Here is a 23,260-nt window from a genome sequence, read left to right on the forward strand (position 1 = left end):
ACCCTGGCAGCGACAGAAAAAAGAGTATCGGCCCCAATAGAACAGTGATGGATCGACGAGGCGGAGATCAGTCGGCTCGAGCGACACGGCAACGATCCGCCGTCCCGGCGACCGATAGACGGCGTCACCCGGGCGGTTTCCAAATAGATAAGTGCCCTCAGCAATCAATCTCCGACATATAACCGGAGTTCAAAAGAGGTGAATACAATCATCAACCTACTGACGACCCCGATGCAGAGGACACGTGCCGACGTGTTCGAGCAGATCTTTCTGGTCTTCCTCGGACTCGGTGCACTCGTCGGAATCATCGTGATCGCGTATACATTGTATAACGCGTACAAATACCGCGACACCGGCGAGGCCGACGAGGGTGACGATCTGCCATCCCTCGGGGAGTTACCGACAGGCGGACAGGGCGGGAAGAAGCTGTTCCTCTCGTTCGGAATCAGCGCCGTTATTGTCATTTCGCTGGTGATCTGGACGTACGCGGCGCTCCTGTACGTCGAAGATCCCGGCGACGGTGCCAAGAGCGCACAGGAGGACGCGCTCAACGTCGAAGTCACCGGCGATAGCTTCGCCTGGTTCTTCGAGTACGAGAACGGCATCGAATCGACGAGCACCCTTCGTGTCCCCGCCGGCGAGCGGGTCTGGGTGGAGGCGACATCGGGTGACGTCTGGCACGCGTTCGGCATACCCGATCAACGGGTAAAAGCCGACGCGATTCCGGGCGAATACGACGAGACGTGGTTCCAGGCCGACGAATCCGAAGCCGGCCAACAACAGGAAATCAAGTGCTTCGAACTCTGTGGCGAGTACCACACCTCGATGGTCGGAACGCTACAGATCATGGACGCCGACGAGTTCGATCAGTGGATGGACGAGCAGTTGACGATGGCGTTCACGATCGAAGATCAAAACGGATCCCGCGTGACCGAGGGCTATGAACTCACGCTCGAGAGTCAGGAATCCGACTTCGAAGGGAGCTACACGGCCGACGAATTCGACAACGGTACCATCGAAGTGTCCGACATCGAGCAAGCGGGCAAATACAACGTGACGATCGAACCGACCGACGGCCAGTTCGAACGGGTCGAAAACCAGTTCGACATGACCGGCCCGGTCGAGGAAACCTACACACTCGAGATGAACGCGACGGAACGTACTGCTAACGAAAGCGAAACGAACGACGGAGGTAGCGCCTGATGAGTGATCTGCCACCGAAGCGGTCGATCAAGCGCTGGCTGGTCACGACCAACCACAAGGACGTCGGCATCCTCTATATGGCGACGTCGATGTTCTTCCTGCTTTTCGGTGGGACCCTGGCACTGCTGTTCCGGACCCACCTCTGGCAATCCGGCGGGACGGGGCTGCTCACCAACGACCAGTTCTACCAGTCGGTTTCCGGGCACGGACTCATCATGGTTTTCTGGTTCCTGTCGCCGATCGCCAGCGGATTTGCGAACTATTTCGTCCCGCTCCAGATCGGGGCGAAGGACCTCGCGTTCCCCCGTCTGAACGCCCTGAGTTACTGGTTCTACCTGTTCTCGGGCATCCTGATGGCGATCTCGTTCTTCCAGGGCGGCTCGTTCTCCGGCGGCTGGACGATGTACGCCCCGCTGAACGTGCCGACGTATACTCCGGCGATGCAGGCGATGACCGGCGGGAACTCGATGGTTCTCGCTTTGGTCCTGTTCTGTATCTCCATCACGATGGGGACGGTAAACTTCCTGACCACGATGCACCGATCCCGTGCTGAGGGACTCGGTCTGTGGAACATGCCGATGTTCTCGTGGTCGTGGCTGCTGACCGCCTGGATGATGCTGTTCGCGTTCGCGGCGCTGCTGGCAGCCGTGCTGTTACTCTCGGTCGATCGGCTGTTCCTCACGCAGTACTTCGCGACCGATCAGGGCTCGAGCCTGCTGTGGGCGCACATCTTCTGGTTCTTCGGCCATCCGGAGGTGTACATCGTCTTCTTCCCCGCCTTGGGGATCATGTTCGAGACGTTCCAGACGTTCACCGGACGACGACTGGTCGGCCGCAAGTGGGTTATCATCGCGATGGTCCTCGTCGCGGTCCAGTCGTTCCTCGTCTGGATGCACCACATGTTCCTGTCGACGATCAACCTCCCGATCAAGACGCTGTTCATGGCGACGACGATCGGGATTTCGCTGCCCTTCGACCTGATGGTCTTCGCGCTGATCTATACGATGGTCAAAGGGCGCGTTCGATTTACCACGCCGTTCCTGTTCTCGCTGGGTGCGCTCGTGTTGTTCATCCTGGGAGGCATCACCGGCGTCTTCCTGGGTGCCGTCGTCCTCGACTACGAGTTCCGCGGCACCTACTGGGTCGTCGCGCACTTCCACTACGTGATGGTCTCGGGAGTGACAGCACTGATGGGCGGCATCTACTACTGGTGGCCGAAGCTCACCGGGAAGATGTACTCCGAACGGCTCGGAAAGCTCAACTTCGCGGTCTACTTCATCGGCTTCAACCTGCTGTATTTCCCGATGTTCATGGCCTGGGAGACGCCACGGCGTGTCTTCCACTACGGTAGCGGTGCCCAGATCTATCATCAACTGGCAACCGTGGGGGCGTTCGTCTTCGGTGCCTCCTTCCTGATCATGTTCTTCACCCTCGGGAAGAGCCTGGTCTCGGGCCCCAAGGCCCCCGACAACCCGTGGACGTACTCCCGGACCGCCGAGTGGGCGATTCCATCGCCGCCACCGCTCGAGAACTGGCCCGACCGGCCGAGCTACGCCAGCGGGAAACTCGAGTTCGTTGACGATACCGCGGCCGCGACCGACGGCGGCGTCGCACAGGAAGCGACCGGCACGGCAGCCGCGACGCACGAAGAAGAGCACGCCGATCACGCCAGCATCTGGCCGCTCGGCATCGGTATCGCGACGTTTACGTTCTTCCTCGGGCTCAGCGGCATCACGCCGTATTTCTTCTCGTTCGTCGAGTCACACATCCACAGCGGGGTCGGGAACTTCGTCACCCTCGATTCGGCACCCGCACAGAACATCGTCTACCCGGCCCTCATGGTGCTCGGACTGGCGATGCTCGCGGTCACGCTGTTCCAGTTCGGTCGCGAGCAGTTCACTGCACCCGAGATGGCCGTCGCCGAACGCTGGCCGTTCGGCGGCATCAGCAACGAGAAGCTGGGCGTCTGGGTCTTCCTGGCCTCCGACGTCGTCGTCTTCGGTGCCGCGATCGGTGCATACGTGTTCATGCGGATCCACATGGGTTGGCACGACTGGCATCTCGACTCGATCACCGAGGCCGGTCTGTTCAACACGTACGTGCTGTTGACCTCGAGTTTCACCGTCATCCTCGCGCACGTGATGGCCGAGCGTGAGAACAAGAAAGGACTGCTCGGTGCGCTGAGTGCGACGGTTCTGCTCGGACTCGTGTTCATGGGCGTCAAAGCCTTCGAGTACAGCAGCAAGTTCGCGGACGGTCACTACTGGTTCAGCGGCATCGAGTACTCGCTGTACTTCGTGACGACCGGCCTGCACGCGCTGCACGTCATCCTCGGGCTCCTGATCGCCCTGTTCATGATCTACCGCGTCATCTCGATCGACGCTTATCTCGAGGATCACATGCCCGTGGAGTACTTCGGTCTCTACTGGCACTTCGTCGACATCGTGTGGGTCTTCCTGTTCCCACTGTTCTACCTGATGTAGCGATCCGTCGCTACACGGGATTCGTTTTCTTCGGTTTGTGTTCTGCTCGGCAAGCGAGAGCAGCGGATCGCAACGGCCGCAGTACTCTCGAGCACTACGATACTGAGCACCGTCAGTACGACGAGGGGCCGACGCGTCTGCGAGACGTCGTCGGACCGACAGCGCTCTCGTCGCCGCGTAGCGCCGGACGGCTACTCGCGTTCGACGGTCGAGCTGTCAGTGCCGGGTCGACTCTCGGTGTGTCCGGCCACGGGTCCGAGCGCCGTCAGCCGAAGCCGGAACTAGTGAGTCGTCAACATCGCCGTCGAGTCGGACCGGCCGTCACCGCCTCCCGACTCGGTACCGTACCAGAACGGCGAGGGTCAAACTGACCACGATGAGAACGCCGGCGATGAAAACGGGACTCGAGGGAGAACGTGCCCCCTCACTCGGGTTTGAATCGCTCGCGTTGCCGGCGACCGAGTCATCGGACGGCCGGCGGACGGCGACGAGCGCGTCAGCGGCGGCTTTGGCATCGACGATGCCGTGCCCGTAGCGGGTCTCGAGCGGTTCCGTGCCATTGGCCGTCGTCGTGTCGCCAGTGACTGTGCCGGCCGCGGGCATGCGAGCCGTTTCGGTTATCGCCGTCGTGATCTCGTCGGGCGTCGCGTCGGGCTCGATCGACAGGAGTAACGCGGCCGTTCCGGAGACGTGCGGGGCTGCCATCGACGTTCCCGGCATCGATCGGTACCCGCCGCCCGGAGCGGCGCTCGTGACCGCGACACCAGGGGCGACGACATCGGGGACGACGTACGACGGTGGGGCCGTCCAGTCCGGCGGCGCTGCCGCCCACTCGGTCCGATCGATCCGCTGTCCGCTGGAGAACGAGGGGACAGCGCCGTTCCGATCGACTGCGCCCACGCTGATCGTCTCGTAGACGTTTCCGGGGGAGCCGGATGTCTCCGGTCCGTCGTTGCCGGTCGCACCGACGACGACCGCACCGCTTTCCCGCGCGTTCCGGACCGGATCGATAAACGGCGCGTGTTTCCCGGTCGCACCGAAACTCAGACTGATCACGTCGGCGTCCTGCCGGACGGCCCACTCCATCCCGGCGACGACCTGCGCGAACGACCCGTTCGTGTCGGTCATCACGAGCCCGTGAAGCAACTCCGTCTCGGGGGCGACGCCGATCGCGGTTCCGGTCGTCGCTCCACCGGCTACCGTCCCGCTCACGTGCGTTCCGTGCGTTCCCGTATCGTGTGGCGTCGACCCCGCGACGCGCCCGCCTGTCGCGTCGAACTCCGCCCATCCGCCGGGATAGGTCGGATCGGACGGATCGTCCGTCGCGAGGTCGATATCGGGGTGGCCGGTATCGACGCCGGTATCGAGGACCGCGACGCGAACGCCCTCCCCGCGGGTATCGTAGGCGTCCCAGGCGTCGGTGGCATTGACTTGCGCGAGCCCGGCCGTGGTTCGTCGTTCGCCGCCCGCTAACGCGGCCGCTCCCGACGCCGTCGCGTTCACGCGATCCGGCCGCTCGGGAACCGACACCTCGACGTTCTCGTGGACGGCTTCGACCGCACCGAACCGGTCGAAGGTCCCGTAGTCGACGGCGTCGGTATCGACCTCGAGCAACACGGCGTTGGTGAGCCAGAACGTCTCTTTGACGTGGAGCCCGTCTCTCCCCCGTGCGTACTCGAGGAGCGGCTCCTGTGTCGACTCGGCATGAGTCTCGAGCCGTCGTTCGGTCTCGTCCGCGCTGATTCCGGCGGGGATATCGGGCTCCTCGAGTCGGATCACGGCCTCGACCGTCGGTCCGTCCGTAGGGAGGTCAGCATCGACGACGATCGGGTCGTCATCGGATTCCAGTGCATCGGCGGCGCTGTCCGAACCGAGTACACCCGGACCGACACCGGACGTCAGCAGGAGCCAGGCGACGACGAGGGTGAGTACGGGAGCCGTTCCCGAGCGGACTGACGGCATGATACACTTACTATGTCGCGATGAAATAAAGGGATTCTGAACGATCCACGTCCGTAGACGGTGGGATGGTCGCGAGTATACGCCCTCTCGAGCCGTCAGATCGGTCGCTCAGCCCGCCCAGACCAGCGCGTAAATGAACGTAAACAGGAAGTAGACGAGAAACACGGAGATGGCTGCCTTGAAGTGGAACGTGAACAGGTCGTACTCCTCGTCGTCGCGCTCCTCGTCGAAGACCTCGCGTTCGGCGTCGGAACACTCCTCGGCGTGATCGACGCCGATGTGGAACGTCACGTATCGTTCGGCGCGAAACGGCCGGCCGCAGTACGGACAGGTTCCAGCTGGCGTCTCGTCCGCGGGGACATCGTACTCGCGCTCGAGCGCTCGGTCGGTCGCCATTCGGTCGATGCTTGTGGTGTCGCGAGCAAGTGTTTGCCGGTTCGGCTGCCGAGACGGGCTCCGTCAGCCCGGAACGTAGGGCGGGCTCATCGTCCCCTGCGAAACGAGATAGAGACTCACCATCGTAAAGAAAACCATGACGACGATGAGCGGATACTGGCTCCTGATCGCCTGGAGCTTCCCGGGGAACAACTCGAAGGAAACGGTGTGGGCGACCCACACCGCGAGGACGTGCCCCAACAGGATGCCGGCGATCTCGACGTAGCCGAACCAGCCCGGCAACGCGTACCGGGTCGGGTTCGGCGGCGGGTTCAACGGCATCGCCAAAGCATCGAGCAGCGACGGCCACAGCGAGAGTCCGAACCCGACGTAGTGTGCGAGGTGGTAGCCGGCGGCGATGGCAAGCAGCGGCGCGGCGAGTCTGTAACCGAGGTATCGCCGCGAGAGGTACGTCTCGGCTCGCTCGCGAGTCCGGTCGATGGCGACCCAGTAGACCTTCCAGAACAGGGCGAAGCCACCAACGAGCAAGAGGAGATAGACAAGTACCGGCGGGAGTCCGATCCCGACCAGCGCTTCGATGGTCCAGACGCCAGCCGGCGTAACGATAAAGCCGCTGTAGGTCAGTTCCCAGACCAGCGCGAGCACGAATGCTACGAGCGACGTGTCAGTGATGAGATCCGGCTCGCTCAACCGCGACCCGGGATATCGGAGTTCGAGCCCGTCATCGGTTCGCTGAATCGGTGCCACGGCCCCGTAGAGGCGAAACCACAGCGAGAGGGGGTCGCCGCGTCGAAACCACGTCCCCGGCGAAAAGACGACCGCACCCGAAATCGTAAACAGCGAGTACATCACGAGGATGGCTACCAGCGCCCGGGCCGTGGTCGTCAGGGGTGCGACGACCTCGAGCCAGACGAACGTCAACAGTGCGACGACAGCAGGCCAAGAGTCGTACGAGGAGGGGTACGATTCGTGGCCGTTCGGGAGCGCCTCGGCGATCCGCCGCCAGGGGTTGAGTGCCGGCCACGGGTTACCGACGGTGTAGGCGACGATCGTCAACAACGCACGCCCGCCGACGAACGTCACCAGGACGGTCGCGCTGACCAGTCCGATGTTCGGCCCGCCGATGCCGGCCACGAAGACGAGCACGAGCCCGAGGAGCCCGAGCACACCCAACAGGAGCGATCCCGCGGTCAGCAGTCGGTCGAGGGACTGCTCGAGCGCGTGGTCGTGATAGGCCCCGATCACGTCGCGGTCGGTGACGAGCATTGTCAACAGGGCCGAAGCACCGACGGTACCGCCGCCGGTCGCGAGGTAAAGCCACGTCGGGACGCTTACGTCACTGCTGCCACCGCTGAGACCGGCAGCGACGTTACTGGCGGCGGCGACGCCGGCACCGATAGCCAGCGCAACGAACGCGACCGCGAGGCCGATACCGCATCGGCGGACGACTACCGACCGTCCACTCATTGCCGGCCGTTCGGACTGGTCGTGCATCTACGTGTCGTTTCCAGTTCCCGAGTACCGTCCGCGACGAGCGGTGGATACGCAGTGGGATCACGTTCCGTTCGGGGTCATATGAGGAAGGTATAAGTATCCGTCACCCACATTCACCACCAATGGCGAGCATTCGGACGTACAGCCTGATTTACGTGGCACTGCTACTGCTGGCTACGGGGAAATTCGCTTTTTTCCACTTCCCGGAGATATTTAACGAACAGGTTGCGATTGCCGGGACGATGGTGTTGGCGGTCATCAAGGTCTCGCTGATCGCCGGTTACTTCCAGCACCTGAAGGATGAACCGCGGTCGGTCACCTACATGATGCTCACTGCGTTGTTCATGGTGCTCCTGTTGACCCTCGCCGCAGGCTACTCCATCCAGTAATTCGTTTCGAACCGTCACCCGTTCCGCGGGGTACATCTACACGTTTCTCGCCGTTTTCCGTCACCGCACAGCGCCGGTACCCCTGTAGTCCGCTACATTTCGAGATACTCGCCTCGCTCAGTGCTCACCGGACGGCCAGAGACGCCCCTCACGAAGAAGGCGAGTGGAACGTCCCCTCCGTCGTCCGACCACGACGGTCGGCTGAGAGGGCGACGTGCCGTCCATATCGGCAACGAAACCAGACGAGTCCGCCGGCTACGGCCGAGAGCCCGAGCCACTGCTCGTCGGTTCCGCACCGCCGTCTCGCGTGACCGCTCCGTCACAGTCGTGCCAGGGCAGTATCGAGGCACCGACACCAGGCCAGGACGAGGTCCGCGCGTTTTCCTGCAGTGGGCCGGATGTCGTTCCAGCCGACCGCGTCTCCATTCTCCTCCTCGAGTACGGCTGTCATCCGCGGCGTCGGATCGAGTGGTCCCTGGGCAAAACGAGAGTCGGGGCTCCGCCGACTCGGCTCAGGCGTTTCGCGGTCGGACGACTCACGTCGCGTCGTGAGCAGCGCCGACGATCACGTGAGCAAGTCGACGAACGAAAGAAAACGAGCGCGGGTCGTTATTCGCTGCCGAACATCTGGCGCATCATCGGATGCATCTCCATCATCTGCTCCTCGGCGATCTCCTCGTACAGTTTGTACGTGATGGAGACGGCCAGCAGCAGTCCGGTTCCGCTGATGCCACCGATGGTCCCGAGCATGTTCGCACAGACGGCCAGCAGGCCGACCAGCGCGCCGCCGATGACGGTCACCTGCGGGATGTACCGCTCCATGACCTTCTCGATGACGCCGACGTTCTGTCGGAAGCCGGGGATCTGCATCCCGGAGTTCTGGATCTGCTTTGCCGTCGATTCGGGCCCCATGTCAGTGGTTTCGACCCAGAAGATGGCAAAGACCGCGCCACCGACGATCATGAAGGTGACGTCGATGCCGATCCGGATCATCACTTGCCACCACTCCTGGGAGACGTTCGCCGTCCACCACATCCAGCCCTGTCGGGAGTAGATCGGGGCCACGTAGTAGAAGAACCCACTGACGGGCTGGCCCTGCTGTGAGTAGGTTCCGATCCAGGCGGGCATGTTCCCCCACTGGCTGTTCAGGATCTGTCCCATGAACTGGACGTTCGCTTGCACTGCACGAACGAGGATCATGGGCAGGACGCTCGCGTAGATGAGCTTCACGGGGAAGCGTCCACGCGCACCCTTCACTCGAGCGTGGCTGAGCGGGATCTCGACGCGAACCGACTCCGCGTAGACGACGATCCCGAAGATCAGCAGCGTCGTGATCAGCCCGATGAGGTTACCTTCGGTGACCAACAGGGCGTAGAGCCCCTCGCCGGACGCGATCGAGCCGATCTCGATCTGCCCGGTCAGAATCTGGTACCAGCTGTAGAAGAACCCTTGCGAGTTGGGCTGGATGAAACCGTTGACCAGACGCTGGCTCACGCCGGCGATGATGAACAGACCGATCCCGCTGCCGATGCCCCACTTGCTGACGACCTCGTCCATGTAGAGGATGAGGATCCCGCCAACGAATATCTGGGCGAACATCAGGACCTGGATCTGCGTCGCGGTGAGCGCCATCCCACCGAGTTGCATCGACGTCTTGGCTGGCAGGAAGCCCCCTCCCGGCGGACCGGAGAACACCATCGGGAGCCCGGTCAGAATAACCATCAGGATGACCAGCAGCTTCTGGAGCCCCTGATAGAGGACCTGGTCCCGTGGGTCGTCCGTGTCGAGCCCGAGCAGGTTCGCCCCGCCGAGCAGTTGTAAGACGATGCTCGCGGTGACGATCGGACCGATACCGACCTGCAGAACTGATCCGTGTGCCCCGGCGAGGATCGCACGGAACTCACCGAAGAGATCGCCCGACCCGCCGGTCTGGTACCCGAGCAGCGTGATGCTCGTCAGGAAGAAGTACAACATCAGGATACCGGCCGTCCACATCAGCTTGCGCTTGAAGGGGACGTGCCCCTCCGGACGGCGCACTGCTGGCATCCGCGTGAGGACCGGTTCAGCGGCTTCCTTCCATCCCATATGTTATTCCTTGTCCTGTTCAGCGTCGGCTTCGGCGTCGTCGTCCTCCTGTGCTCGCTCCGAGATGACTGCCTCGCCGCCGGCAGCCTCGAGCTTCTCCGCGGCCGCATCGGAGAACGCGTCCGCCGTTATCTCGAGCGTGTTCCGGACCTGTCCGGACCCGAGGACTTTCACCGTGTCGACCTCGTGGCCGTCCTCGACGATGTCGCGTGCGTCGAGTCGGTAGCCGTCGTCGGTCTCCTCGGCGAGATCGTCAGCGACGTAGAGGATCGCGTCCTCGTCTAGCTTCTGGACGTCGATCTCCGCGACATCCTCGCGGATGTCGTGGGGTCGCTTGAAGCCGTGTTTGCCCTTCGGTTCGTAGTTGTGGAACTCGTGTTTGCTGCGCCCGGCACGGCCGCGGCCACCACGGTGGCCCGCACCGCGTCGGTTCTTGTGGGAACCGCCGCTGTGGGTTCGCGATCCGCGCTGGCGTCGTTTTTTACTCGTCATGGTTATCGCATCGATTCTAGGAGGTCGTTAATCTCCCCTGTTGTATGCTTTCCGAGTTGGCCGCCCTCAACGGTCGGCTTTTTGATACCGTCGTGACCCCCCCGCGGTGGGTGGAGTCGAAGCGTCGGTGACAGTCCCTCGTCACGAAGCGTCGTCTCCTCCGCCAGGAGCGCGTCGGCCAGTTCACCGAAGTCGCTGTATTCGGTGTTGTCCGCCAGCCACTCCTCGTCGACGTCGGACTGATCCCCTTCGAGGGGTTCAGCTCGCTTCGCGAGCAGGGTCTCGAGGACGTCCGCGTCGGGCTCGCCGACGGCGACGTAGTCGTTGACCTTCGCGATCATGCCCTCGTAGGCGTCAGTCTCGGGGACGAGCGTACAGTGGTTGACGTTGTGGATGTTGAGCATCGACAGGGTATCCTGAACGTCGTCCTGTCGGTTCACTTCGCCGCGAATCTGGACGATTGCCTTCATCACTCGCTCACCTCGACTTCCTCACGGTTTGGTCGACGGCGCGGGTGCCGCGACTGCGAGGCGTTCTCGAGTGCGTTGTAGGTCGCCTTCGCGAGGTTGACCGTCGTTCGAGTGTTGCCGTGGCTCTTGGTCCAGGCGTTCTCGATGCCGGCCAGCTCGAGGACGTGACGGACGGTGTCGCTGGCGGCCAGTCCCAGCCCTTCGGGGGCGGGAATGACCTCGACCTCGACGGAGCCGGCTTTGCCGGTCGTCCGTCGGGTCAGCGAATGTGGCCGATCCGAGCGGTCCTCCCAGGAGCCCGATCCGCGCGGGACCTGGATCATGTTCAGCTTCGCGATACCGATCGCCTTCTGGATGGCAGAGCCGACCTGATCGTCTCGGCCTTCGGCGTAGCCGATGAACCCGTCGCGGTTGCCGACGGCAACGACACAGCGGAACTTCACGCGTCGTCCGGAGTCGGTCATCCGCTGGACCATGTTGATGTCCAGCACTTCGTCTTCCAGTCCGGGGAGGAGTTGGTCGACGAGTTCGGGTTCCTTCAGCGGGAGGCCAGAGTTGAGGGCATCCTCCATCGTCTCGATGTCGCCCTCCTGGACCTTCCGGCCGAGACGGGTGACTGGCTGCCAACCGCCGTCGTTGTAGTTGTTTCCACTCATTCGAGAATCGCCTCTCGTACGTCGTCGAAGTGTTCGGGGAGATCAGTCGCGTCGAAATCGCCGCTGTACAGCGGCTCGTCCAACTGTTCGGCGTACTCGGCGATATGCTCGCCGCGCGTACGCGACCAGTCCGCGATCACGCTGTCGTTGTGCGGAATCTCGAGGCCGGCGTCGATCGCGCCCTCCTGTACCGCGAACACCTTGTTGCCGGGCGTCGCCGTGTTGAGACCGATGTCGAGGACTGCTTCCTCGAGACCTGCCTCGACGGCTCGTTTGCCGGCCAGGAGGCCGGTCAGATACGCCGCGGAAATGTTGCCCGTGGGTGCGTCCCAGCCGTACTCCGCCAGATCGCTCGAGTGTGCACTCGCAAGCGTCTCGTCTCCCTGAGGTCCGGGAGTGATCAGCTGCGCCGTAGTATGCTTGTTGCTCTTGCGAGCAACCAGGCGTGGCTTGCCCGATTTCAGCAGGCGCAACCTCTGGTGGTAGTCCGTCCGGACCTCACGGCGACGCCGCATCGGTACTTTGTATCGTGGTCCTGTCGCCATTATTGGTCACCGTAGGTTTCGTCGATATAGTTCAACAGGTACCGGACGCTACGGAACTCCCCGCCGCCAGCCTTCTTGTAGAGCTCGCGGTACTGCGTGGGCGTGAGTTCGCCCTTGTCGCGGAGTTCGCGCAGCTTCCGTCGCTGTGCGCGAATCTTGTTCTGCCATTCGTCTTTCTCGTTCTGGCGTGCGCCCTTCTTGCCGCGGCGCTTGCCCTGCCCGTTCTGGTGGCCGTAGGCGCGCTTTGCGTTGCGCTCACGAGCGCGGCCGCGGGAGTTGCCCGAGGGGTCGTCGGCCTGAATGCGACCCTCGTCGACGAGTTCGCGGATCTCGTCGCGCGTGATCGCTTCGGCGATGTCGCCCTGCGCATCGGGGTCGAGCCAGACGCGGTTCTCGCCGACGTCCAAGACGTCAGCGGCGAGTCGCTTCTGTGCTGTGAGATCAGTCATCGGATTCCACCTCGACTTCCTCGTAGGTCGGGTTCAGGACACGAATGCCCTGTTCTTCGGCGATCTCTTCGATCCGCTCGCGCTTGCGCGCACCGACGGCGGATGCGATTCGAACCGCCTCACGGGAGCCGTCAACGCCCTCGAGGTCGTCCGTGTTCTCGACGTAGACTTCCTCGAAGCCGCTGGGGTGTTTCCCGCGGACTGCTTTCGGCGTGCGGTAGCCGGCCTGAACTTTCGGGCCCTTGCCCTTGACGCCGCGGCGCTGCTTGGACAGCGTCCCGCGGGGTCGACGCCAGGACTCCGGCGTCCGCTTTTTCTTGTGGTAGTCCTGTCGATTGAACTGCGGTTTCCCTTCGCTCCGTCGGCGGTTGAGGAGTCGCTCCTCGTTCTCGGAGAGGTCGGGCGTCTTCTCGGTCAACCCGCGAGCCTGCAGTTCGGTCTCGACGTCTTCGTCGGCTTCCGCCTCGGCCTCGGCACCCTCGTCTTCGATCTCGGCTTCGGTTTCCTCGGTGACTTCGAGGTCACCGACGTCGGCCTTGATACGGGCGGCGAGTGCGTTCCCGACGCCGTCGGCTTCGGCGAGGTCGTCCTGATCGGCTTCCTTGACGTCCTGGATGGACTCGAAGCCGGCGTCACGCAGTGCGTCTGCCTTGCTCGCACCGACGCCGCTGATGTCCTCGAGCTCCTGGGGTTCGTCGTTCGATTGGTCGTCTGCCATCTATCAGGCACCTCCTTTGGCGGGTTTGTTGGTGATGTAGACCCCGTCCTGGAAGACGCGGGTGTCCTTGCCGCTGACCTTCGTCAGCTGCTCGATGTCCGCCGCCGTCTGTCCGACATCCTCCTTGCTGGGGCCGGACAGGACGAGTTGCTCGTCGTCGACGGAGACCTCGGTGTCACCGTGGATAGTCGTTCGTCGCGGTGCCTTTTCGCCGAGGAAGTTCTCGATGACGACCTCGTCGCCCTCCACGCGGACCTGCATCGGGAAGTGAGAGTAGAAGACCTCCATCTCGTACTCCCAGCCCTCGGTCACACCGTGGATGGCGTTGGTGATGTGGCTCTCGAAGGTGCCGACGGTCGAATTCGTCTTCGCGTCCTCGGCACCGCTTTCGATTACCACCTGGTCGTCGTCAGTCTCGACGGTCACGTCGGGATACCAGAGACGCCGGGTTACGGCGCCTTCCGGACCCTCGACGGTGACGTCGAACCGATCGACCTCGACGGTTACGTTCTCGGGGATTTCCAGTTCGACTCGCATGATTAGTAGACGTATGCGATCACCTGGCCCCCAATACCCTTCTCGCGCGCCTCGTAGTGGCTCATGATGCCACTGCTCGTCGTAACGACGAGGGCACCGAAGTCCCGAGCGGGGAGATAGCGCTTCTCCCACTTCTCGAAGTCCTCGGAACCAACGGCGTAGCGGGGCTTGATGGGGCCGCACTCGTTGATCGCTCCTTTCAATTCGACCTCGAACTGACCGGCTTTGCCGTCGTCGACGTACTCGAAGCCGTCGATGTACCCGCGGTCGTAGAAGACCTCGAGTACGCTGCCAATCTCGTTCGAGGCGGGCGTTACCTCGTGGGTAAGATGACCCACGCTCTCGGCGTTGTCGAGTCCCGAGAGCGCGTTGCTGAGTGGATCGTTTCCGGTCATGTTATCGGTACTTCCTGAATCCCATGTCGCGGGCGATCTCGCGGAAGCACTGCCGGCAGAGGTTGATGTCGTACTTCCCGACAAGCCCCTGCTCGCGGCCACAGCGCTGACAGGACTCGATCTGTCCCGTTCGCTTCGCGGCGTGCTCGCCCGTGCGGTCGTTCTCTTCGGTTTCGCTTTCACTCATCGTCCGTGTCCTCCACGCTCACGTCGAAGTTCGCCTCGAGGAAGCCGATGGCGTCCTCGGGAGTCAGTCGGTGCTTCGACGGGATCGACCGGGTTGCCTTGTCGCGTTTGGCGATGCGGTAACCCGGACGCACCAGGTTAACGGTGACGTCTAGTCCGTAGATCCCGATGCTCGGATCGTACTCCTGGCTCGGGAAGTCGGTGTGCTCCTCGACGCCGAAGCTGAAGTTGCCCGTGTCGTCGAACTGGGCCGTCGACAGCTCCGTCAGCGGCAGCGACTTCTCGAGGAACTCGTAGGCGTCGTCGTCGCGGAGGGTCACCTTCGCGCCGATCGGATCGCCCTGCCGAATTCCGAAGTCGGGTTCGGTTCGCTTGGCCTGGGTCCGGACGCTGTCCTGACCCGTGACCTCCTCGATGATGTCCTCGGCTTTGCCGAGTTCGCGACCGCCCTGTCCGACGCCCATGTGGACGACGACCTTTTCGACGCGCGGTTCGCGCATCTCGTGGAACTCACCGGAGTCGGCTTCACTCATCGTCTTCACCCGTGAAGTTCTCGTCGATGACGACGACGTACTCTTCGACGGTTTCGAAGCCGCCGTCGTCAGTCGAAACGCCGACACTGTTCGAACCGCTGCCCGGCGTGATATCGATCGTGTCGATCTCGCCGACCTTGCCGCCGTGGTTGCCACGGACGGCCGTCACGAGTGCGCCTTCCTCGTAGGGGAAGTGCGCGACGACGGACTTGTCGTCGTTGTCGATGACGATCGAGTCCTTCGGATCGTACTCGTCGTCGACGATGACGTTCGTGCCGTCGTGCAGCGTCAGTTGGGTGTCGCCACCCGACACTTGCTGCTTGTTCACGATCTTGCCGAGGCGGCTCTGGGCCGATTCCTCGTCGATCTCGGTCAGCGCGAGCCGACCGCCCTCGTCGGGGAAGACGCGGTAGTACTCGTCCCGCCCGGGGAACGCAACGATGTCGAACATGCCGATCGGGCGCTGTTCGTCGTTGATCGGAACCCCGTTGATGAGGATCGAGTCCTCCGAGAGGGCATACCGTGCTTCCTTCCGCGAGTCCACGTAGCCGAGCACGTCCCGCAGGAGGACGACGAGCGGCACGCCGTCTTCGCCGTGGGGACCGGCGTCGGCCTTGACCGTGAAGGTCTCGGTCTTTCGCTCGACCGGCCAGGACTTCGGTACCGAGAGTCGTTTCTGGTGTTTCGTCATTCGCTATCACCTTCGAGACGCGCCTCGCGACGCTCGTCCTCGAGATCGAGCTCCGTGATCCGGACGTTCGAGGGGTCGAGCGGCCGCGGCACTTCCTCGCCGTCGGCCGTCTCAACGGTCACGTCCTCGACGTGGACGGTTCCGTCCTCGAGGATCGCGCGCATGACCTCGCCTTCCTCGCCGGCGTGGTCGCCGCGCATGACCTCGACCGTGTCGCCCGCGTTGACGCGGGTTCGACGGGTGTCGTACTCCTCGCGGAGCTCGTCGGACAGCGTCGCGTGCAGCTGCTTCTGTCGCTCGTGCAGCGGCGCGTTTCGCGTCTGCGTTCGCTGTTTGTGTGGTTGTTCAGTCATATCTATACGATCATCGTCGCCGTACTGGCGATTGCTCCGAAGCGCTCTGCGACTTCGCGGGCGATCGGCCCCTTGATCTCCGTACCGCGGGGCTCCTCGTTCTCGTCGATGATGACCGCCGCGTTGTCCTCGAACTTGAGCCGCGTACCGTCGGGCCGGCGGATCGATTTCCGCTGGCGGACGACGACGGCCTCGAGGACCTGTCGGCGCATCTCGGGGGTACCCTTGGTGACCGAGACGGTCACTTTGTCACCGATTCCCGCCTTCGGCTGGCGGTTCTTGGTGCCGTGGTAGCCCGCGACGCTGATGACCTTCAGTTCACGCGCGCCGGTGTTGTCGGCACACGTGACCAGCGAGCCCTTCTTCAGGCCCTGCGTGACGTCGGCCTTCATCGCCTCCATCACTGATCACCCTCGTCTGCAGCCGCGGCGAGGTCCTCGTCGGAGAGCGCCGGCTCAGGCTCGGCCTGGCTCGTCAGCTCTGCGAGGTCCTCCGCGGTTGCTTCGTCGGTTACTTCGACGACCACGTGCGATTTCGTCTTCGACAGTGGTCGGGTCTCTGCGATCTTGACCGTGTCACCGACCGAGAGCGGCTCGAGCACGCCCGGTACGTGTGCCGGGATGCGCGAGCGTCGTTTCATGTGTCGGTCGTACTTCGGGACCGCCACATCGTACTCTCGCTCGACGACTACGGTCTTGTCCATGTCCGTCGAGACGACCGTCCCTTCGAGGATCTGCCCTCGAACGGAGAGTTCGCCGTAGAACGGACACTTCTCGTAGTCGTATTCCTCCGGGTTCTCTGGTTCCGGAGGGGTGTCAACGTCTAGTCCTATTGCCATGGTGAGTCACCATTCGTTTCCGTGCGTCGGGCGGGTCGTGAGAGCAGCCGCGATCCATCGACCGTAACGTAGGCTACATCCTCGCCAGCAGCGCGACGGTGATCCCGTGAGGGGACATCGTCGCGACAGCCGGCGGCCTCGCCGCCGGCTCGGTCCGCCGCGGACGAGGATCGATCCTCGGAATCCCCGGCGGGTTCAGTGTTGGCCAGTTTGGACGCAGTCCCCGACCCCTTCTCGGGTTCCCGGACCTCGTCCGGAAAGCCGTCGAGGGTCCCTCGACGGTCGTCGGCGGCGTCATCTGTGAGCGCGAACTCGAACGTCGAGCCCGATTTCGGCACCATCACGACCCGAGACTCGCCGTCGCGTCGAACCTCTATGGAGAGGGTCTTCGTCGTCTCGATGACGACGCGCCCTGCAAGCCCCACCCGCGAGGCGTCGTCGCTCTCGACGACGCGGACGGGGAGGCCGTTGAGTTCGTGTCGCGGCAGGGTCTCGGGTGTCAGTGCCATTGGTGTCGTTCTGTTATTCGGCGTCCGCTTCGACTTCGTCGTCGAGGTCGCCCTCTTCGCGCTGAATCGTCTTGATTCGCGCGATTGTACGACCCAACTCGCCGATACGGCCCGGGTTCTCCGGGGCCCCACCGGCCGCGAGAACGGACTTCGCGTTCAGCAGTTCCGTCTCGAGTTCCTCGAGTTCTTCCGCCCGCTCTGCGGGCGTCATATCGCGGATCTCCTCGACGTGGAGGATCGCCATCAGGCGTCACCTCCCTCGTCTGCGTCCTCGTCTTCCATCTCCTCGACGAGTTCCTCGGCCTCCGCTTCGACGTCTTCCTCGAGTTCCTCGAGTTCTTCCTCGACATCTTCGTCGCCGCCGGGGACCTCGACCTCGTCGAACTCCTCGTCGGCGTCGACCTCTTCCTCGATGACCTCCTCGACGACGTCCTCGTCGAGGTCGGTCTCGGTATCGGCGTCGGCGACCTCTTCGGCCGCAGCCTCGGTCTCGGCATCCGCGTCGGCCTCCTCGGGTTCGCCCTCGAGGAGTTCCTCGACGCCCTCGGCCTCGTTGACTTCGACGGCGTCCGGAACGACTTCCTCCGGATCCATGTCTTCGCTGACCTCGAAGTCGTCGGGCAACTCGGCACCCGGCGGGATGATCTTCACGTCGACACCGATGGTGCCGAGTTTCATGACCGCGACGCCCTGGCCGTGGTCGACGACCTCCTCCGCGGGCTCGCCGTTGTGCTTGATGTAGCCGCGGTTGAACTTCTCGACACGCGATCGTGCGCCGGTGACCTTCCCGGACAGGACGATCTCCGCGCCGAGCGCGCCGGCTTCCATGATCCGGTCGATCGTCGTGTGACCGGCCTTCCGGAAGTACCAGCCGCGCTCGAGTGCGTTGGCCAGCCGGTCCGCGACGATCCGTGCGTTGAGGTCGGGTTCTTCGACCTCCTGGACGTCGATCTGGGGGTCCTCGAGGTTGAATCGATCCTCGAGAGCCGTCGTGACCTTCCGAATGTTCTCGCCGCCTTTGCCGATGACCATCCCCGGCTTCTCGGCCTTGAGGACGATCTGGGTTCCCATCGGCGTCTTGGCGACGTCCATACCACCGTAGCCCGCACGGCCGAGTTCTTCCTGGAAGAACTCGTCGATCTGGGACCGCTGCAGGCCGTTCTCGATGAATTGGTGTTCGTCAGCCATTAGCTATCACCTGCTTCGTCCTCGTCGACTTCTTCGACGACGATCTCGACGTCGACCTGCGGCGTGTTCCACGAGGAGGCACGCCCCATCGCGCGGGGCTTGCGGCCCACGGACTCGCCGACCTTGTGGGCGGCGACGTGGACGATTTCCATGGATTCGCCGTCGAAGCCCTGATGATCCGCGTTGGCTTCGACGTTCTCGAGCAGATCGAGGAACTCCTTGGAGACCTTCTCCGGGTACTTGCCGGCGTCCCAGCCGTCGATGTCGGAGCGGTGTCCGGCACCGGCGTTGTGAGACTTGAACGGCACCGACTGGGTCTCGTCGATTACGTCCTGAAGGTACGCCTGGGCCTCGGCGACGGTTCGGCCCTTGATCTCGCGTGCGACCTCCTTGCTGTGCTTGTTGCTCATATGACGCTCCCGAAGCATGGCTTTCGCCGTCGCGTCGGGATCGGCGTCGACTGAGTAGTTGATTCCCATACGTGGATCACTTCAGTGGGACGAACTTCGACGATCGGGTCGCGCCGATACCGGCCTGTCCGTGCTCGACCGAGGTCCGCGTCAGCTGGAACTCGCCGAGGTAGTGGCCGATCATTTCGGGTTCGACGCGAACGCGTTCGAACGCCTGTCCGTTGTAGACCTCGAAGGTCATTCCAACGAACGCCGGCAGGATCGGCATATCCCGCAGGTGCGTTCGAATCGGATCGTTCGCCGTCTCTTCTTCGCCCTTCTCGCGGGCCTCCTCGAGAAGCTTCTCCTTCTCGACGGAGAGACCGCGCTGGATACTTCGCCGCTGTCGTGCGGGGAGCAGTTCCACGACTTCGTCGAGCTCCATGTCCTGCAGCTCCTCGAGCGTGTGGCCGCGGTAGGTGAACTCACCTTCACGGCCGGTTCGGTACTCCTGACTCATTTGTTGCCACCTCGACCGGTGCTCCGGGAGGCGATGTCACCGACTTTCCGTCCCGGCGGGGCGTCCCGCGAGACGGACTTGGGTTTGCCGGGGTGTTGGCGGCCGCCGCCACCGAACGGGTGGTCGACGGCGTTCATCGCGACACCGCGGACGCGAGGCCACTTGGTGCCCCGGGCCTTCATCTTGTGATACTTGTTACCTGCCTTGACCATCGGCTTCTCCGTTCGACCGCCACCGGCAACGACGCCGATGGTCGCTCGACACTGCGGGTCGAGGCGCTTGACCTCGCCGCTGGGAAGCTGGATGACCGCCGCGTTGCGGTCGTGGGTGATCAGGTCCGCGTTCGTCCCCGAGGCGCGGGCGAATCGGCCGCCGTCGCCCGGGTTCGACTCGACGTTACAGACCGGCACACCTTCGGGAATCTCCGCGAGCGGAAGCGTGTTGCCGGGCTTGATCTCGGCGGAGACGCCGACCTGCAGTTCCTCGCCGACGGTGATGCCTTCCGGTGCGAGGATCAGACGCTGGTCGCCGTCCTCGAACTCGACGGCGGCGATCGGCGCGGATCGGGCCGGGTCGTGTTCGATGTCGACGACCGTCCCGCGGACGATGTCGTCGTCCTCCTCTTTCTTGTGCTCGAGGTCCGCCTTGTATCGGTGCGACGGGGCACGGAACGTGGAGGTCCCGCGACCGCGTCGTTGTCCTTGAATGCGTCGTCCCATTCTCAGAACACCCCGATTCGCGAAGCGACTTCCTGTGCGTCGTCCTCCTCGGAGAGGCGGACGATGGCTTTCTTTTTGCCCTTCATCGTTACCTGTGTGTTGACGTTCCGGACCGAGATTTCGAACCGCTCCTCGACCTCGTCCCGGATTTCGGGCTTGGTCGCGTCCGTGTTGACGACGAACTGGAGCTTGTTCTCGAAGTCCATGTCGTTCATCGCCTTCTCGGTGACGAGGGGGTGTTCGATGACCGAGCTCATCGGTCAGCCACCTCCTCGAGCGCGCTTTCGGTCCAGACGGTGAGTCGTCCCGGCTGTGCGCCGGGCGCGAGATCCTCCGCGTTGACCTCAGCGGCCGTCGTCACGTCGGCACCGGCGAGGTTTCGAGCCGCACGGGATGGGCCGGTCTCGCTGGAGGTGACGAAGAGGATCGACGTCGGCGTCTTGTACTTGCGGCCACGGGCTTTCCCCTGACCGGAGCGGACGCTGCGACCCTCGTCGGCGCGTTCGATGTCGTCCGCGAGGCCGGCTGCCTCGAGGAAGTCGACGACCTCGCGGGTCTTCTGGAGGTCCTCGAACTCGTCGTCGACGACGACGGGAATCTCGGCGTCCTCGTCGAACTCGTGGCCACGCTCGGCGACGAGTTCGGCGTCGGTCGTCGCAGCGACGGCGCTGCGAACGGCCAGTTTCTTTGCTTTCGTGTTGATCGATGCGGACTGGTCCTTCTCGGCTTTCGGCGGGTGTGCCTTTCGTCCTTTGACGGCCTGGGGGACGCGCCGAGCGCGACCCTCCTGTCGTGGAACGTGGGCCATCCCGCGGCCGCTACCGAACGATTCGGCCGGCGTTCGAAGGCCGGCGAACTCGTCGGCACCGTAGTCCTGTTTTCGGTTTGCTTGGGCGGCGCGAACGGCACGAGCGATCAGGTCCGGGCGGTACTGGGTCTCGAAGACCGCCGGGAGCTCGATCGTGTCCGCGTCCGAGCCGTCCAGGTTTCGTACTGTTGCGTCCATATGTTATCCCTGGTTGGATGCGGTGGAGACGTAGCGCACCTCGGGATCGAGGCGCGGCTGGTCTCCGGGTCGGATCGCCGGGCGGAAGCGTACGAGACGCTGCTGTGGCCCGGGGAGCGAGCCCTTGATCAACGCGTGCGGGCCGTCGACTTCGCCGTAGTTGACGAAGCCGCCGTCGACCGTCGCGTCCGCGCCGTCGCCGATGTCGACGAGGCGCTTGTTCAGTTCCGTCCGCTGGTGGTAGCCGGTCTGCCCCTGCTGAGGGACCGTCGAGCGGACGCGGGACGGGTTCCAGGGGCCGAGGTTGCCGATGCGGCGACGCCAGCCCTGGCGGGCGTGTTTGCCCTTGCGCTTCTGGACGCCCCATCGCTTGACGGGGCCCTGCGTCCCTTTCCCTTTCGTGACGCCGCTTGCGTCGACGTACTCGCCGGCCCGGAACACGTCGTTCATGACGTGTTCGCCGCCGTCCTCGATGATCTCGAGGGCGAAGTCGACGCGGTCGTCGACGGAACCGCCGCCGACGCGCGTTTCCATCACGTCCGGTTTCTTCTTCGGAACCGAGGGGACGTCCCCCGGGACCGTGTGGGTGATGACGCGAACGTCGTCGACGCGACCCTCCTCCTGGAGGCCACGGAGCTCGTCCGTGGCGGCGTCGGTGTCGTACTCGTCACCGGGAAGGTCCAGGACGCGATCGAGTTCGGGAACGAACTCGTCGGTCCAGACCTCGGTTATCGGCTTCATACCGTACGGCGTGTCTTCGTACGCTCGCAGCGCGACGGCGCGCATCGGCGGCGTCTCCACGATCGTCACGGGGACGGTCTCTTCCATCCCTTCGGTCGGCGAGTTCGCTTTATCGTCGACCATGACGACGTGGGTCATGCCGGCCTTGTAGCCCGCGAAGCCCTGGAGCGTCGGCTGTCCGTCGTCGTCCGGCCACGAGTTGAAACGTGGGACCTCGCTGGTCGCACGCTGTCGTGGACCGAACCCGAGTGAGCCTTTGCGTGGTGTATTTGCTTGTGGCATTCTATCACTCTCTCAGTGAGAGGGGAGCGAGCGTCGCGAACAGAGCCTCCTCCGTTCGCACGACCTCGCTTCCCTGATCCGGAACCGTGTTTAGCCAGAGGTCGAACCCCGGATCGGCGGTGGGTTCGACTCCGTTATCGGCTGCGTCGTCCCGGTTGGACGACGGTTCGATCGCGTCGTCTTGTCCGGACGACGCTTCGATGGCCGATTCCTCGATTCCGAGGATAGCCGGCAGCCCTCTCTCGGGCGCGCCGAAGGCGACGGTCATCCCGTCGCGCTGGACGCGTCCGGCCAGCGTCTCGAGCCGTCCGACGGTGAGTTCATCACCGAATCGGGAGGCTGCGATGCGGACGCCGGCATCCTCACGGCCGAGTGCTGCCTGCAGGTCCGTCTGCTCGATCGAAAGCCCCGGGAGGGGCTCGTCGACGAGCTTCGCTCGGACCGGTCGTCGCGAAGAGATCCTGACGGTCACGCGCTCCCCCTCTTCGACCGCCATTTTCGGCGGTACGTTGAGGGAGATCGGGTGTTGCAGTCCGCAATTGACCCGGACGCGCCCTTCAGGTCCGACCTCGGTCACGATTCCTTGTCTTGACGACCCCGAACCGGTAGATTCGGAGCCGGTCTGTGACATGGCGCGGAGCGGCGGCAAGACGCCCGCGTACTCCAGTTCGTCCCGCATCCCCCATGCCTCGTTGCGGAGGTATGGGGGCGTTGCGGCGTACCGCAACACGGTTTGTACGAACCCGCCGTCGAACTGCCCGGTTTCCCCATCCCGATCGGGATAGACGACCAGGCGATCAGCCCGGAAGATCGTCGCCGCGCGGGCGACGTATCCGAGTTTACGAGTTGCCTCGCGTTTGTCTTCGGCTTCCCGGCTGAGCGACGACGGCACGAGTACGCTGACAGTCATGCCGATACGCTTCGGCGCCGCGTCACTAGACTGTAGCGATGTATTGCGGAGAGGGTCTTAAAAGAATAGCGGATTCGATTCCGGCTGTCAACGCCTCTCACCCACGAATTCGTGCCGAACG

32 protein-coding genes are annotated in these 23,260 nt (G+C 63.7%); 3 read left to right on the forward strand and 29 right to left on the reverse strand.

The annotated features are described in order from the left end of the window. Nucleotides 1–231 precede the first annotated feature (231 nt). Nucleotides 232–1,203 (forward strand): cytochrome c oxidase subunit II, encoded by a 972-nt coding sequence (coxB, locus tag FGF80_RS06175; protein WP_175416995.1) that lies wholly within the window; start codon nucleotides 232–234, stop codon nucleotides 1,201–1,203. Further along, a complete protein-coding gene (locus tag FGF80_RS06180) occupies nucleotides 1,203–3,686 on the forward strand; it encodes a cbb3-type cytochrome c oxidase subunit I (RefSeq protein WP_006185634.1) in 2,484 nt (827 codons plus the stop codon). Before coxB ends, FGF80_RS06180 begins: the two co-directional genes overlap by 1 nt. A 321-nt stretch (nucleotides 3,687–4,007) precedes the next feature. On the opposite strand, the gene FGF80_RS06185 is transcribed toward FGF80_RS06180, so the two are convergent. From FGF80_RS06185 to FGF80_RS06195, 3 genes are all read right to left on the reverse strand, one after another. Then, complete coding sequence (locus tag FGF80_RS06185) at nucleotides 4,008–5,648, reverse strand: S8 family serine peptidase (protein WP_138652843.1); 1,641 nt, start codon at nucleotides 5,646–5,648, stop codon at nucleotides 4,008–4,010. Between the two features lie 108 nt (nucleotides 5,649–5,756). After that, entirely contained in the window at nucleotides 5,757–6,044 is a 288-nt protein-coding gene (locus tag FGF80_RS06190; RefSeq protein WP_006185636.1) for a DUF7410 domain-containing protein, read from the reverse strand. A 63-nt stretch (nucleotides 6,045–6,107) separates the two neighbouring features. Beyond that, nucleotides 6,108–7,511: a hypothetical protein gene (locus FGF80_RS06195; protein WP_138652845.1), complete on the reverse strand. Its 1,404-nt coding sequence runs from the start codon at nucleotides 7,509–7,511 to the stop codon at nucleotides 6,108–6,110. 149 nt (nucleotides 7,512–7,660) lie between these two features. Here FGF80_RS06195 and FGF80_RS06200 point away from each other — a divergent pair, with 149 nt between their 5' ends. Continuing rightward, nucleotides 7,661–7,927 (forward strand): cytochrome C oxidase subunit IV family protein, encoded by a 267-nt coding sequence (locus FGF80_RS06200; RefSeq protein ID WP_138652847.1) that lies wholly within the window; start codon nucleotides 7,661–7,663, stop codon nucleotides 7,925–7,927. 319 nt (nucleotides 7,928–8,246) lie between these two features. Here the strand turns inward: FGF80_RS06200 and FGF80_RS19755 are convergent, their stop codons facing one another. The 26 genes from FGF80_RS19755 to FGF80_RS06325 all read right to left on the reverse strand — a co-directional run bounded on the left by FGF80_RS19755 (nucleotide 8,247) and on the right by FGF80_RS06325 (nucleotide 23,139). Then, nucleotides 8,247–8,378, reverse strand: coding sequence for a hypothetical protein (locus FGF80_RS19755; protein ID WP_269150345.1), 132 nt, complete (start codon nucleotides 8,376–8,378; stop codon nucleotides 8,247–8,249). Between the two features lie 158 nt (nucleotides 8,379–8,536). Then, nucleotides 8,537–10,012 carry a preprotein translocase subunit SecY gene (secY, locus tag FGF80_RS06205; protein WP_049908078.1) on the reverse strand — a complete coding sequence of 492 codons (1,476 nt, stop codon included), beginning with the start codon at nucleotides 10,010–10,012 and terminating at the stop codon, nucleotides 8,537–8,539. A gap of 3 nt (nucleotides 10,013–10,015) precedes the next feature. Then, nucleotides 10,016–10,504 (reverse strand): uL15m family ribosomal protein, encoded by a 489-nt coding sequence (locus FGF80_RS06210; RefSeq protein ID WP_006185640.1) that lies wholly within the window; start codon nucleotides 10,502–10,504, stop codon nucleotides 10,016–10,018. A gap of 2 nt (nucleotides 10,505–10,506) precedes the next feature. Beyond that, the gene (locus FGF80_RS06215; RefSeq protein ID WP_006185641.1) at nucleotides 10,507–10,974 is read right to left on the reverse strand and encodes a 50S ribosomal protein L30; all 468 of its coding nucleotides are present in this window, start codon (nucleotides 10,972–10,974) and stop codon (nucleotides 10,507–10,509) included. Then, nucleotides 10,974–11,630 carry a 30S ribosomal protein S5 gene (locus tag FGF80_RS06220; RefSeq protein WP_006185642.1) on the reverse strand — a complete coding sequence of 219 codons (657 nt, stop codon included), beginning with the start codon at nucleotides 11,628–11,630 and terminating at the stop codon, nucleotides 10,974–10,976. Before FGF80_RS06220 ends, FGF80_RS06215 begins: the two co-directional genes overlap by 1 nt. After that, nucleotides 11,627–12,175 carry a 50S ribosomal protein L18 gene (locus FGF80_RS06225; RefSeq protein ID WP_138652849.1) on the reverse strand — a complete coding sequence of 183 codons (549 nt, stop codon included), beginning with the start codon at nucleotides 12,173–12,175 and terminating at the stop codon, nucleotides 11,627–11,629. The genes FGF80_RS06220 and FGF80_RS06225 overlap by 4 nt, the downstream gene beginning before the upstream one ends. Then, nucleotides 12,175–12,624: a 50S ribosomal protein L19e gene (locus FGF80_RS06230; protein ID WP_006185644.1), complete on the reverse strand. Its 450-nt coding sequence runs from the start codon at nucleotides 12,622–12,624 to the stop codon at nucleotides 12,175–12,177. Before FGF80_RS06230 ends, FGF80_RS06225 begins: the two co-directional genes overlap by 1 nt. After that, the gene (locus FGF80_RS06235; RefSeq protein WP_006185645.1) at nucleotides 12,617–13,342 is read right to left on the reverse strand and encodes a 50S ribosomal protein L32e; all 726 of its coding nucleotides are present in this window, start codon (nucleotides 13,340–13,342) and stop codon (nucleotides 12,617–12,619) included. Before FGF80_RS06235 ends, FGF80_RS06230 begins: the two co-directional genes overlap by 8 nt. A gap of 3 nt (nucleotides 13,343–13,345) precedes the next feature. Beyond that, a complete protein-coding gene (locus FGF80_RS06240; protein WP_006185646.1) occupies nucleotides 13,346–13,879 on the reverse strand; it encodes a 50S ribosomal protein L6 in 534 nt (177 codons plus the stop codon). A gap of 2 nt (nucleotides 13,880–13,881) precedes the next feature. After that, nucleotides 13,882–14,274, reverse strand: a complete 393-nt coding sequence (locus tag FGF80_RS06245) for a 30S ribosomal protein S8 (protein WP_006185647.1) — start codon at nucleotides 14,272–14,274, stop codon at nucleotides 13,882–13,884. Between the two features lies 1 nt (nucleotide 14,275). Next, nucleotides 14,276–14,461, reverse strand: a complete 186-nt coding sequence (locus tag FGF80_RS06250; RefSeq protein ID WP_006185648.1) for a 30S ribosomal protein S14 — start codon at nucleotides 14,459–14,461, stop codon at nucleotides 14,276–14,278. Next, nucleotides 14,454–14,993, reverse strand: coding sequence for a 50S ribosomal protein L5 (locus FGF80_RS06255; protein WP_138652851.1), 540 nt, complete (start codon nucleotides 14,991–14,993; stop codon nucleotides 14,454–14,456). The genes FGF80_RS06250 and FGF80_RS06255 overlap by 8 nt, the downstream gene beginning before the upstream one ends. Further along, nucleotides 14,986–15,684: a 30S ribosomal protein S4e gene (locus tag FGF80_RS06260; protein ID WP_007108799.1), complete on the reverse strand. Its 699-nt coding sequence runs from the start codon at nucleotides 15,682–15,684 to the stop codon at nucleotides 14,986–14,988. Before FGF80_RS06260 ends, FGF80_RS06255 begins: the two co-directional genes overlap by 8 nt. Then, nucleotides 15,681–16,037 (reverse strand): 50S ribosomal protein L24, encoded by a 357-nt coding sequence (gene rplX / locus FGF80_RS06265; protein WP_006185651.1) that lies wholly within the window; start codon nucleotides 16,035–16,037, stop codon nucleotides 15,681–15,683. The genes FGF80_RS06260 and rplX overlap by 4 nt, the downstream gene beginning before the upstream one ends. 2 nt (nucleotides 16,038–16,039) lie before the next feature. Beyond that, complete coding sequence (locus FGF80_RS06270) at nucleotides 16,040–16,438, reverse strand: 50S ribosomal protein L14 (RefSeq protein ID WP_006180012.1); 399 nt, start codon at nucleotides 16,436–16,438, stop codon at nucleotides 16,040–16,042. After that, entirely contained in the window at nucleotides 16,438–16,875 is a 438-nt protein-coding gene (locus tag FGF80_RS06275) for a 30S ribosomal protein S17 (protein ID WP_006185652.1), read from the reverse strand. Before FGF80_RS06275 ends, FGF80_RS06270 begins: the two co-directional genes overlap by 1 nt. Further along, complete coding sequence (locus FGF80_RS06280; RefSeq protein ID WP_006185653.1) at nucleotides 16,866–17,384, reverse strand: ribonuclease P protein component 1; 519 nt, start codon at nucleotides 17,382–17,384, stop codon at nucleotides 16,866–16,868. The genes FGF80_RS06275 and FGF80_RS06280 overlap by 10 nt, the downstream gene beginning before the upstream one ends. Nucleotides 17,385–17,397: 13 nt before the next feature. Beyond that, nucleotides 17,398–17,628 carry a 50S ribosomal protein L29 gene (gene rpmC / locus FGF80_RS06285; RefSeq protein WP_006185654.1) on the reverse strand — a complete coding sequence of 77 codons (231 nt, stop codon included), beginning with the start codon at nucleotides 17,626–17,628 and terminating at the stop codon, nucleotides 17,398–17,400. After that, complete coding sequence (locus FGF80_RS06290) at nucleotides 17,628–18,572, reverse strand: 30S ribosomal protein S3 (protein ID WP_138652853.1); 945 nt, start codon at nucleotides 18,570–18,572, stop codon at nucleotides 17,628–17,630. The genes rpmC and FGF80_RS06290 overlap by 1 nt, the downstream gene beginning before the upstream one ends. After that, nucleotides 18,572–19,051 carry a 50S ribosomal protein L22 gene (locus FGF80_RS06295; protein ID WP_006185656.1) on the reverse strand — a complete coding sequence of 160 codons (480 nt, stop codon included), beginning with the start codon at nucleotides 19,049–19,051 and terminating at the stop codon, nucleotides 18,572–18,574. Before FGF80_RS06295 ends, FGF80_RS06290 begins: the two co-directional genes overlap by 1 nt. Nucleotides 19,052–19,058: 7 nt before the next feature. Beyond that, nucleotides 19,059–19,481, reverse strand: a complete 423-nt coding sequence (locus tag FGF80_RS06300; protein WP_006185657.1) for a 30S ribosomal protein S19 — start codon at nucleotides 19,479–19,481, stop codon at nucleotides 19,059–19,061. Next, on the reverse strand, nucleotides 19,478–20,200 hold the full coding sequence (locus tag FGF80_RS06305; protein ID WP_006185658.1) for a 50S ribosomal protein L2: 723 nt from the start codon (nucleotides 20,198–20,200) through the stop codon (nucleotides 19,478–19,480). Before FGF80_RS06305 ends, FGF80_RS06300 begins: the two co-directional genes overlap by 4 nt. A 2-nt stretch (nucleotides 20,201–20,202) precedes the next feature. Beyond that, entirely contained in the window at nucleotides 20,203–20,457 is a 255-nt protein-coding gene (locus tag FGF80_RS06310) for a 50S ribosomal protein L23 (RefSeq protein ID WP_006185659.1), read from the reverse strand. Beyond that, entirely contained in the window at nucleotides 20,454–21,206 is a 753-nt protein-coding gene (rpl4p, locus tag FGF80_RS06315) for a 50S ribosomal protein L4 (protein WP_006185660.1), read from the reverse strand. Before rpl4p ends, FGF80_RS06310 begins: the two co-directional genes overlap by 4 nt. A gap of 3 nt (nucleotides 21,207–21,209) precedes the next feature. Beyond that, entirely contained in the window at nucleotides 21,210–22,229 is a 1,020-nt protein-coding gene (locus FGF80_RS06320) for a 50S ribosomal protein L3 (RefSeq protein WP_138652855.1), read from the reverse strand. Between the two features lie 4 nt (nucleotides 22,230–22,233). Next, entirely contained in the window at nucleotides 22,234–23,139 is a 906-nt protein-coding gene (locus tag FGF80_RS06325; RefSeq protein WP_138652857.1) for a putative RNA uridine N3 methyltransferase, read from the reverse strand. Nucleotides 23,140–23,260: the final 121 nt, after the last annotated feature.

It is taken from the genome of Natrinema pallidum (assembly GCF_005890195.1).
Lineage (GTDB): Archaea > Halobacteriota > Halobacteria > Halobacteriales > Natrialbaceae > Natrinema > Natrinema pallidum.

Coding starts and splice junctions, on each gene's coding strand:
- FGF80_RS06325 (WP_138652857.1), bottom strand. CDS start 23,139: ATGACTGTCAGCGTACTCGTGCCGTCGTCGCTCAGCCGGGAAGCCGAA.
- FGF80_RS06245 (WP_006185647.1), bottom strand. CDS start 14,274: ATGACCGGAAACGATCCACTCAGCAACGCGCTCTCGGGACTCGACAAC.
- FGF80_RS06200 (WP_138652847.1), top strand. CDS start 7,661: ATGGCGAGCATTCGGACGTACAGCCTGATTTACGTGGCACTGCTACTG.
- FGF80_RS06295 (WP_006185656.1), bottom strand. CDS start 19,051: ATGGGAATCAACTACTCAGTCGACGCCGATCCCGACGCGACGGCGAAA.
- FGF80_RS06185 (WP_138652843.1), bottom strand. CDS start 5,648: ATGCCGTCAGTCCGCTCGGGAACGGCTCCCGTACTCACCCTCGTCGTC.
- secY (WP_049908078.1), bottom strand. CDS start 10,012: ATGGGATGGAAGGAAGCCGCTGAACCGGTCCTCACGCGGATGCCAGCA.
- rpmC (WP_006185654.1), bottom strand. CDS start 17,628: ATGGCGATCCTCCACGTCGAGGAGATCCGCGATATGACGCCCGCAGAG.
- FGF80_RS06215 (WP_006185641.1), bottom strand. CDS start 10,974: ATGAAGGCAATCGTCCAGATTCGCGGCGAAGTGAACCGACAGGACGAC.
- FGF80_RS06290 (WP_138652853.1), bottom strand. CDS start 18,572: ATGGCTGACGAACACCAATTCATCGAGAACGGCCTGCAGCGGTCCCAG.
- FGF80_RS06255 (WP_138652851.1), bottom strand. CDS start 14,993: ATGAGTGAAGCCGACTCCGGTGAGTTCCACGAGATGCGCGAACCGCGC.
- FGF80_RS06300 (WP_006185657.1), bottom strand. CDS start 19,481: ATGAGTCAGGAGTACCGAACCGGCCGTGAAGGTGAGTTCACCTACCGC.
- FGF80_RS06235 (WP_006185645.1), bottom strand. CDS start 13,342: ATGGCAGACGACCAATCGAACGACGAACCCCAGGAGCTCGAGGACATC.
- FGF80_RS06275 (WP_006185652.1), bottom strand. CDS start 16,875: ATGGCAATAGGACTAGACGTTGACACCCCTCCGGAACCAGAGAACCCG.
- FGF80_RS19755 (WP_269150345.1), bottom strand. CDS start 8,378: ATGACAGCCGTACTCGAGGAGGAGAATGGAGACGCGGTCGGCTGGAAC.
- FGF80_RS06270 (WP_006180012.1), bottom strand. CDS start 16,438: ATGGAGGCGATGAAGGCCGACGTCACGCAGGGCCTGAAGAAGGGCTCG.
- FGF80_RS06225 (WP_138652849.1), bottom strand. CDS start 12,175: ATGGCGACAGGACCACGATACAAAGTACCGATGCGGCGTCGCCGTGAG.
- FGF80_RS06195 (WP_138652845.1), bottom strand. CDS start 7,511: ATGAGTGGACGGTCGGTAGTCGTCCGCCGATGCGGTATCGGCCTCGCG.
- FGF80_RS06260 (WP_007108799.1), bottom strand. CDS start 15,684: ATGACGAAACACCAGAAACGACTCTCGGTACCGAAGTCCTGGCCGGTC.
- FGF80_RS06210 (WP_006185640.1), bottom strand. CDS start 10,504: ATGACGAGTAAAAAACGACGCCAGCGCGGATCGCGAACCCACAGCGGC.
- FGF80_RS06250 (WP_006185648.1), bottom strand. CDS start 14,461: ATGAGTGAAAGCGAAACCGAAGAGAACGACCGCACGGGCGAGCACGCC.
- rpl4p (WP_006185660.1), bottom strand. CDS start 21,206: ATGGACGCAACAGTACGAAACCTGGACGGCTCGGACGCGGACACGATC.
- FGF80_RS06310 (WP_006185659.1), bottom strand. CDS start 20,457: ATGAGCTCGGTCATCGAACACCCCCTCGTCACCGAGAAGGCGATGAAC.
- rplX (WP_006185651.1), bottom strand. CDS start 16,037: ATGACTGAACAACCACACAAACAGCGAACGCAGACGCGAAACGCGCCG.
- FGF80_RS06305 (WP_006185658.1), bottom strand. CDS start 20,200: ATGGGACGACGCATTCAAGGACAACGACGCGGTCGCGGGACCTCCACG.
- FGF80_RS06220 (WP_006185642.1), bottom strand. CDS start 11,630: ATGAGTGGAAACAACTACAACGACGGCGGTTGGCAGCCAGTCACCCGT.
- FGF80_RS06240 (WP_006185646.1), bottom strand. CDS start 13,879: ATGCGAGTCGAACTGGAAATCCCCGAGAACGTAACCGTCGAGGTCGAT.
- FGF80_RS06280 (WP_006185653.1), bottom strand. CDS start 17,384: ATGGCACTGACACCCGAGACCCTGCCGCGACACGAACTCAACGGCCTC.
- FGF80_RS06230 (WP_006185644.1), bottom strand. CDS start 12,624: ATGACTGATCTCACAGCACAGAAGCGACTCGCCGCTGACGTCTTGGAC.
- FGF80_RS06190 (WP_006185636.1), bottom strand. CDS start 6,044: ATGGCGACCGACCGAGCGCTCGAGCGCGAGTACGATGTCCCCGCGGAC.
- coxB (WP_175416995.1), top strand. CDS start 232: ATGCAGAGGACACGTGCCGACGTGTTCGAGCAGATCTTTCTGGTCTTC.
- FGF80_RS06320 (WP_138652855.1), bottom strand. CDS start 22,229: ATGCCACAAGCAAATACACCACGCAAAGGCTCACTCGGGTTCGGTCCA.
- FGF80_RS06180 (WP_006185634.1), top strand. CDS start 1,203: ATGAGTGATCTGCCACCGAAGCGGTCGATCAAGCGCTGGCTGGTCACG.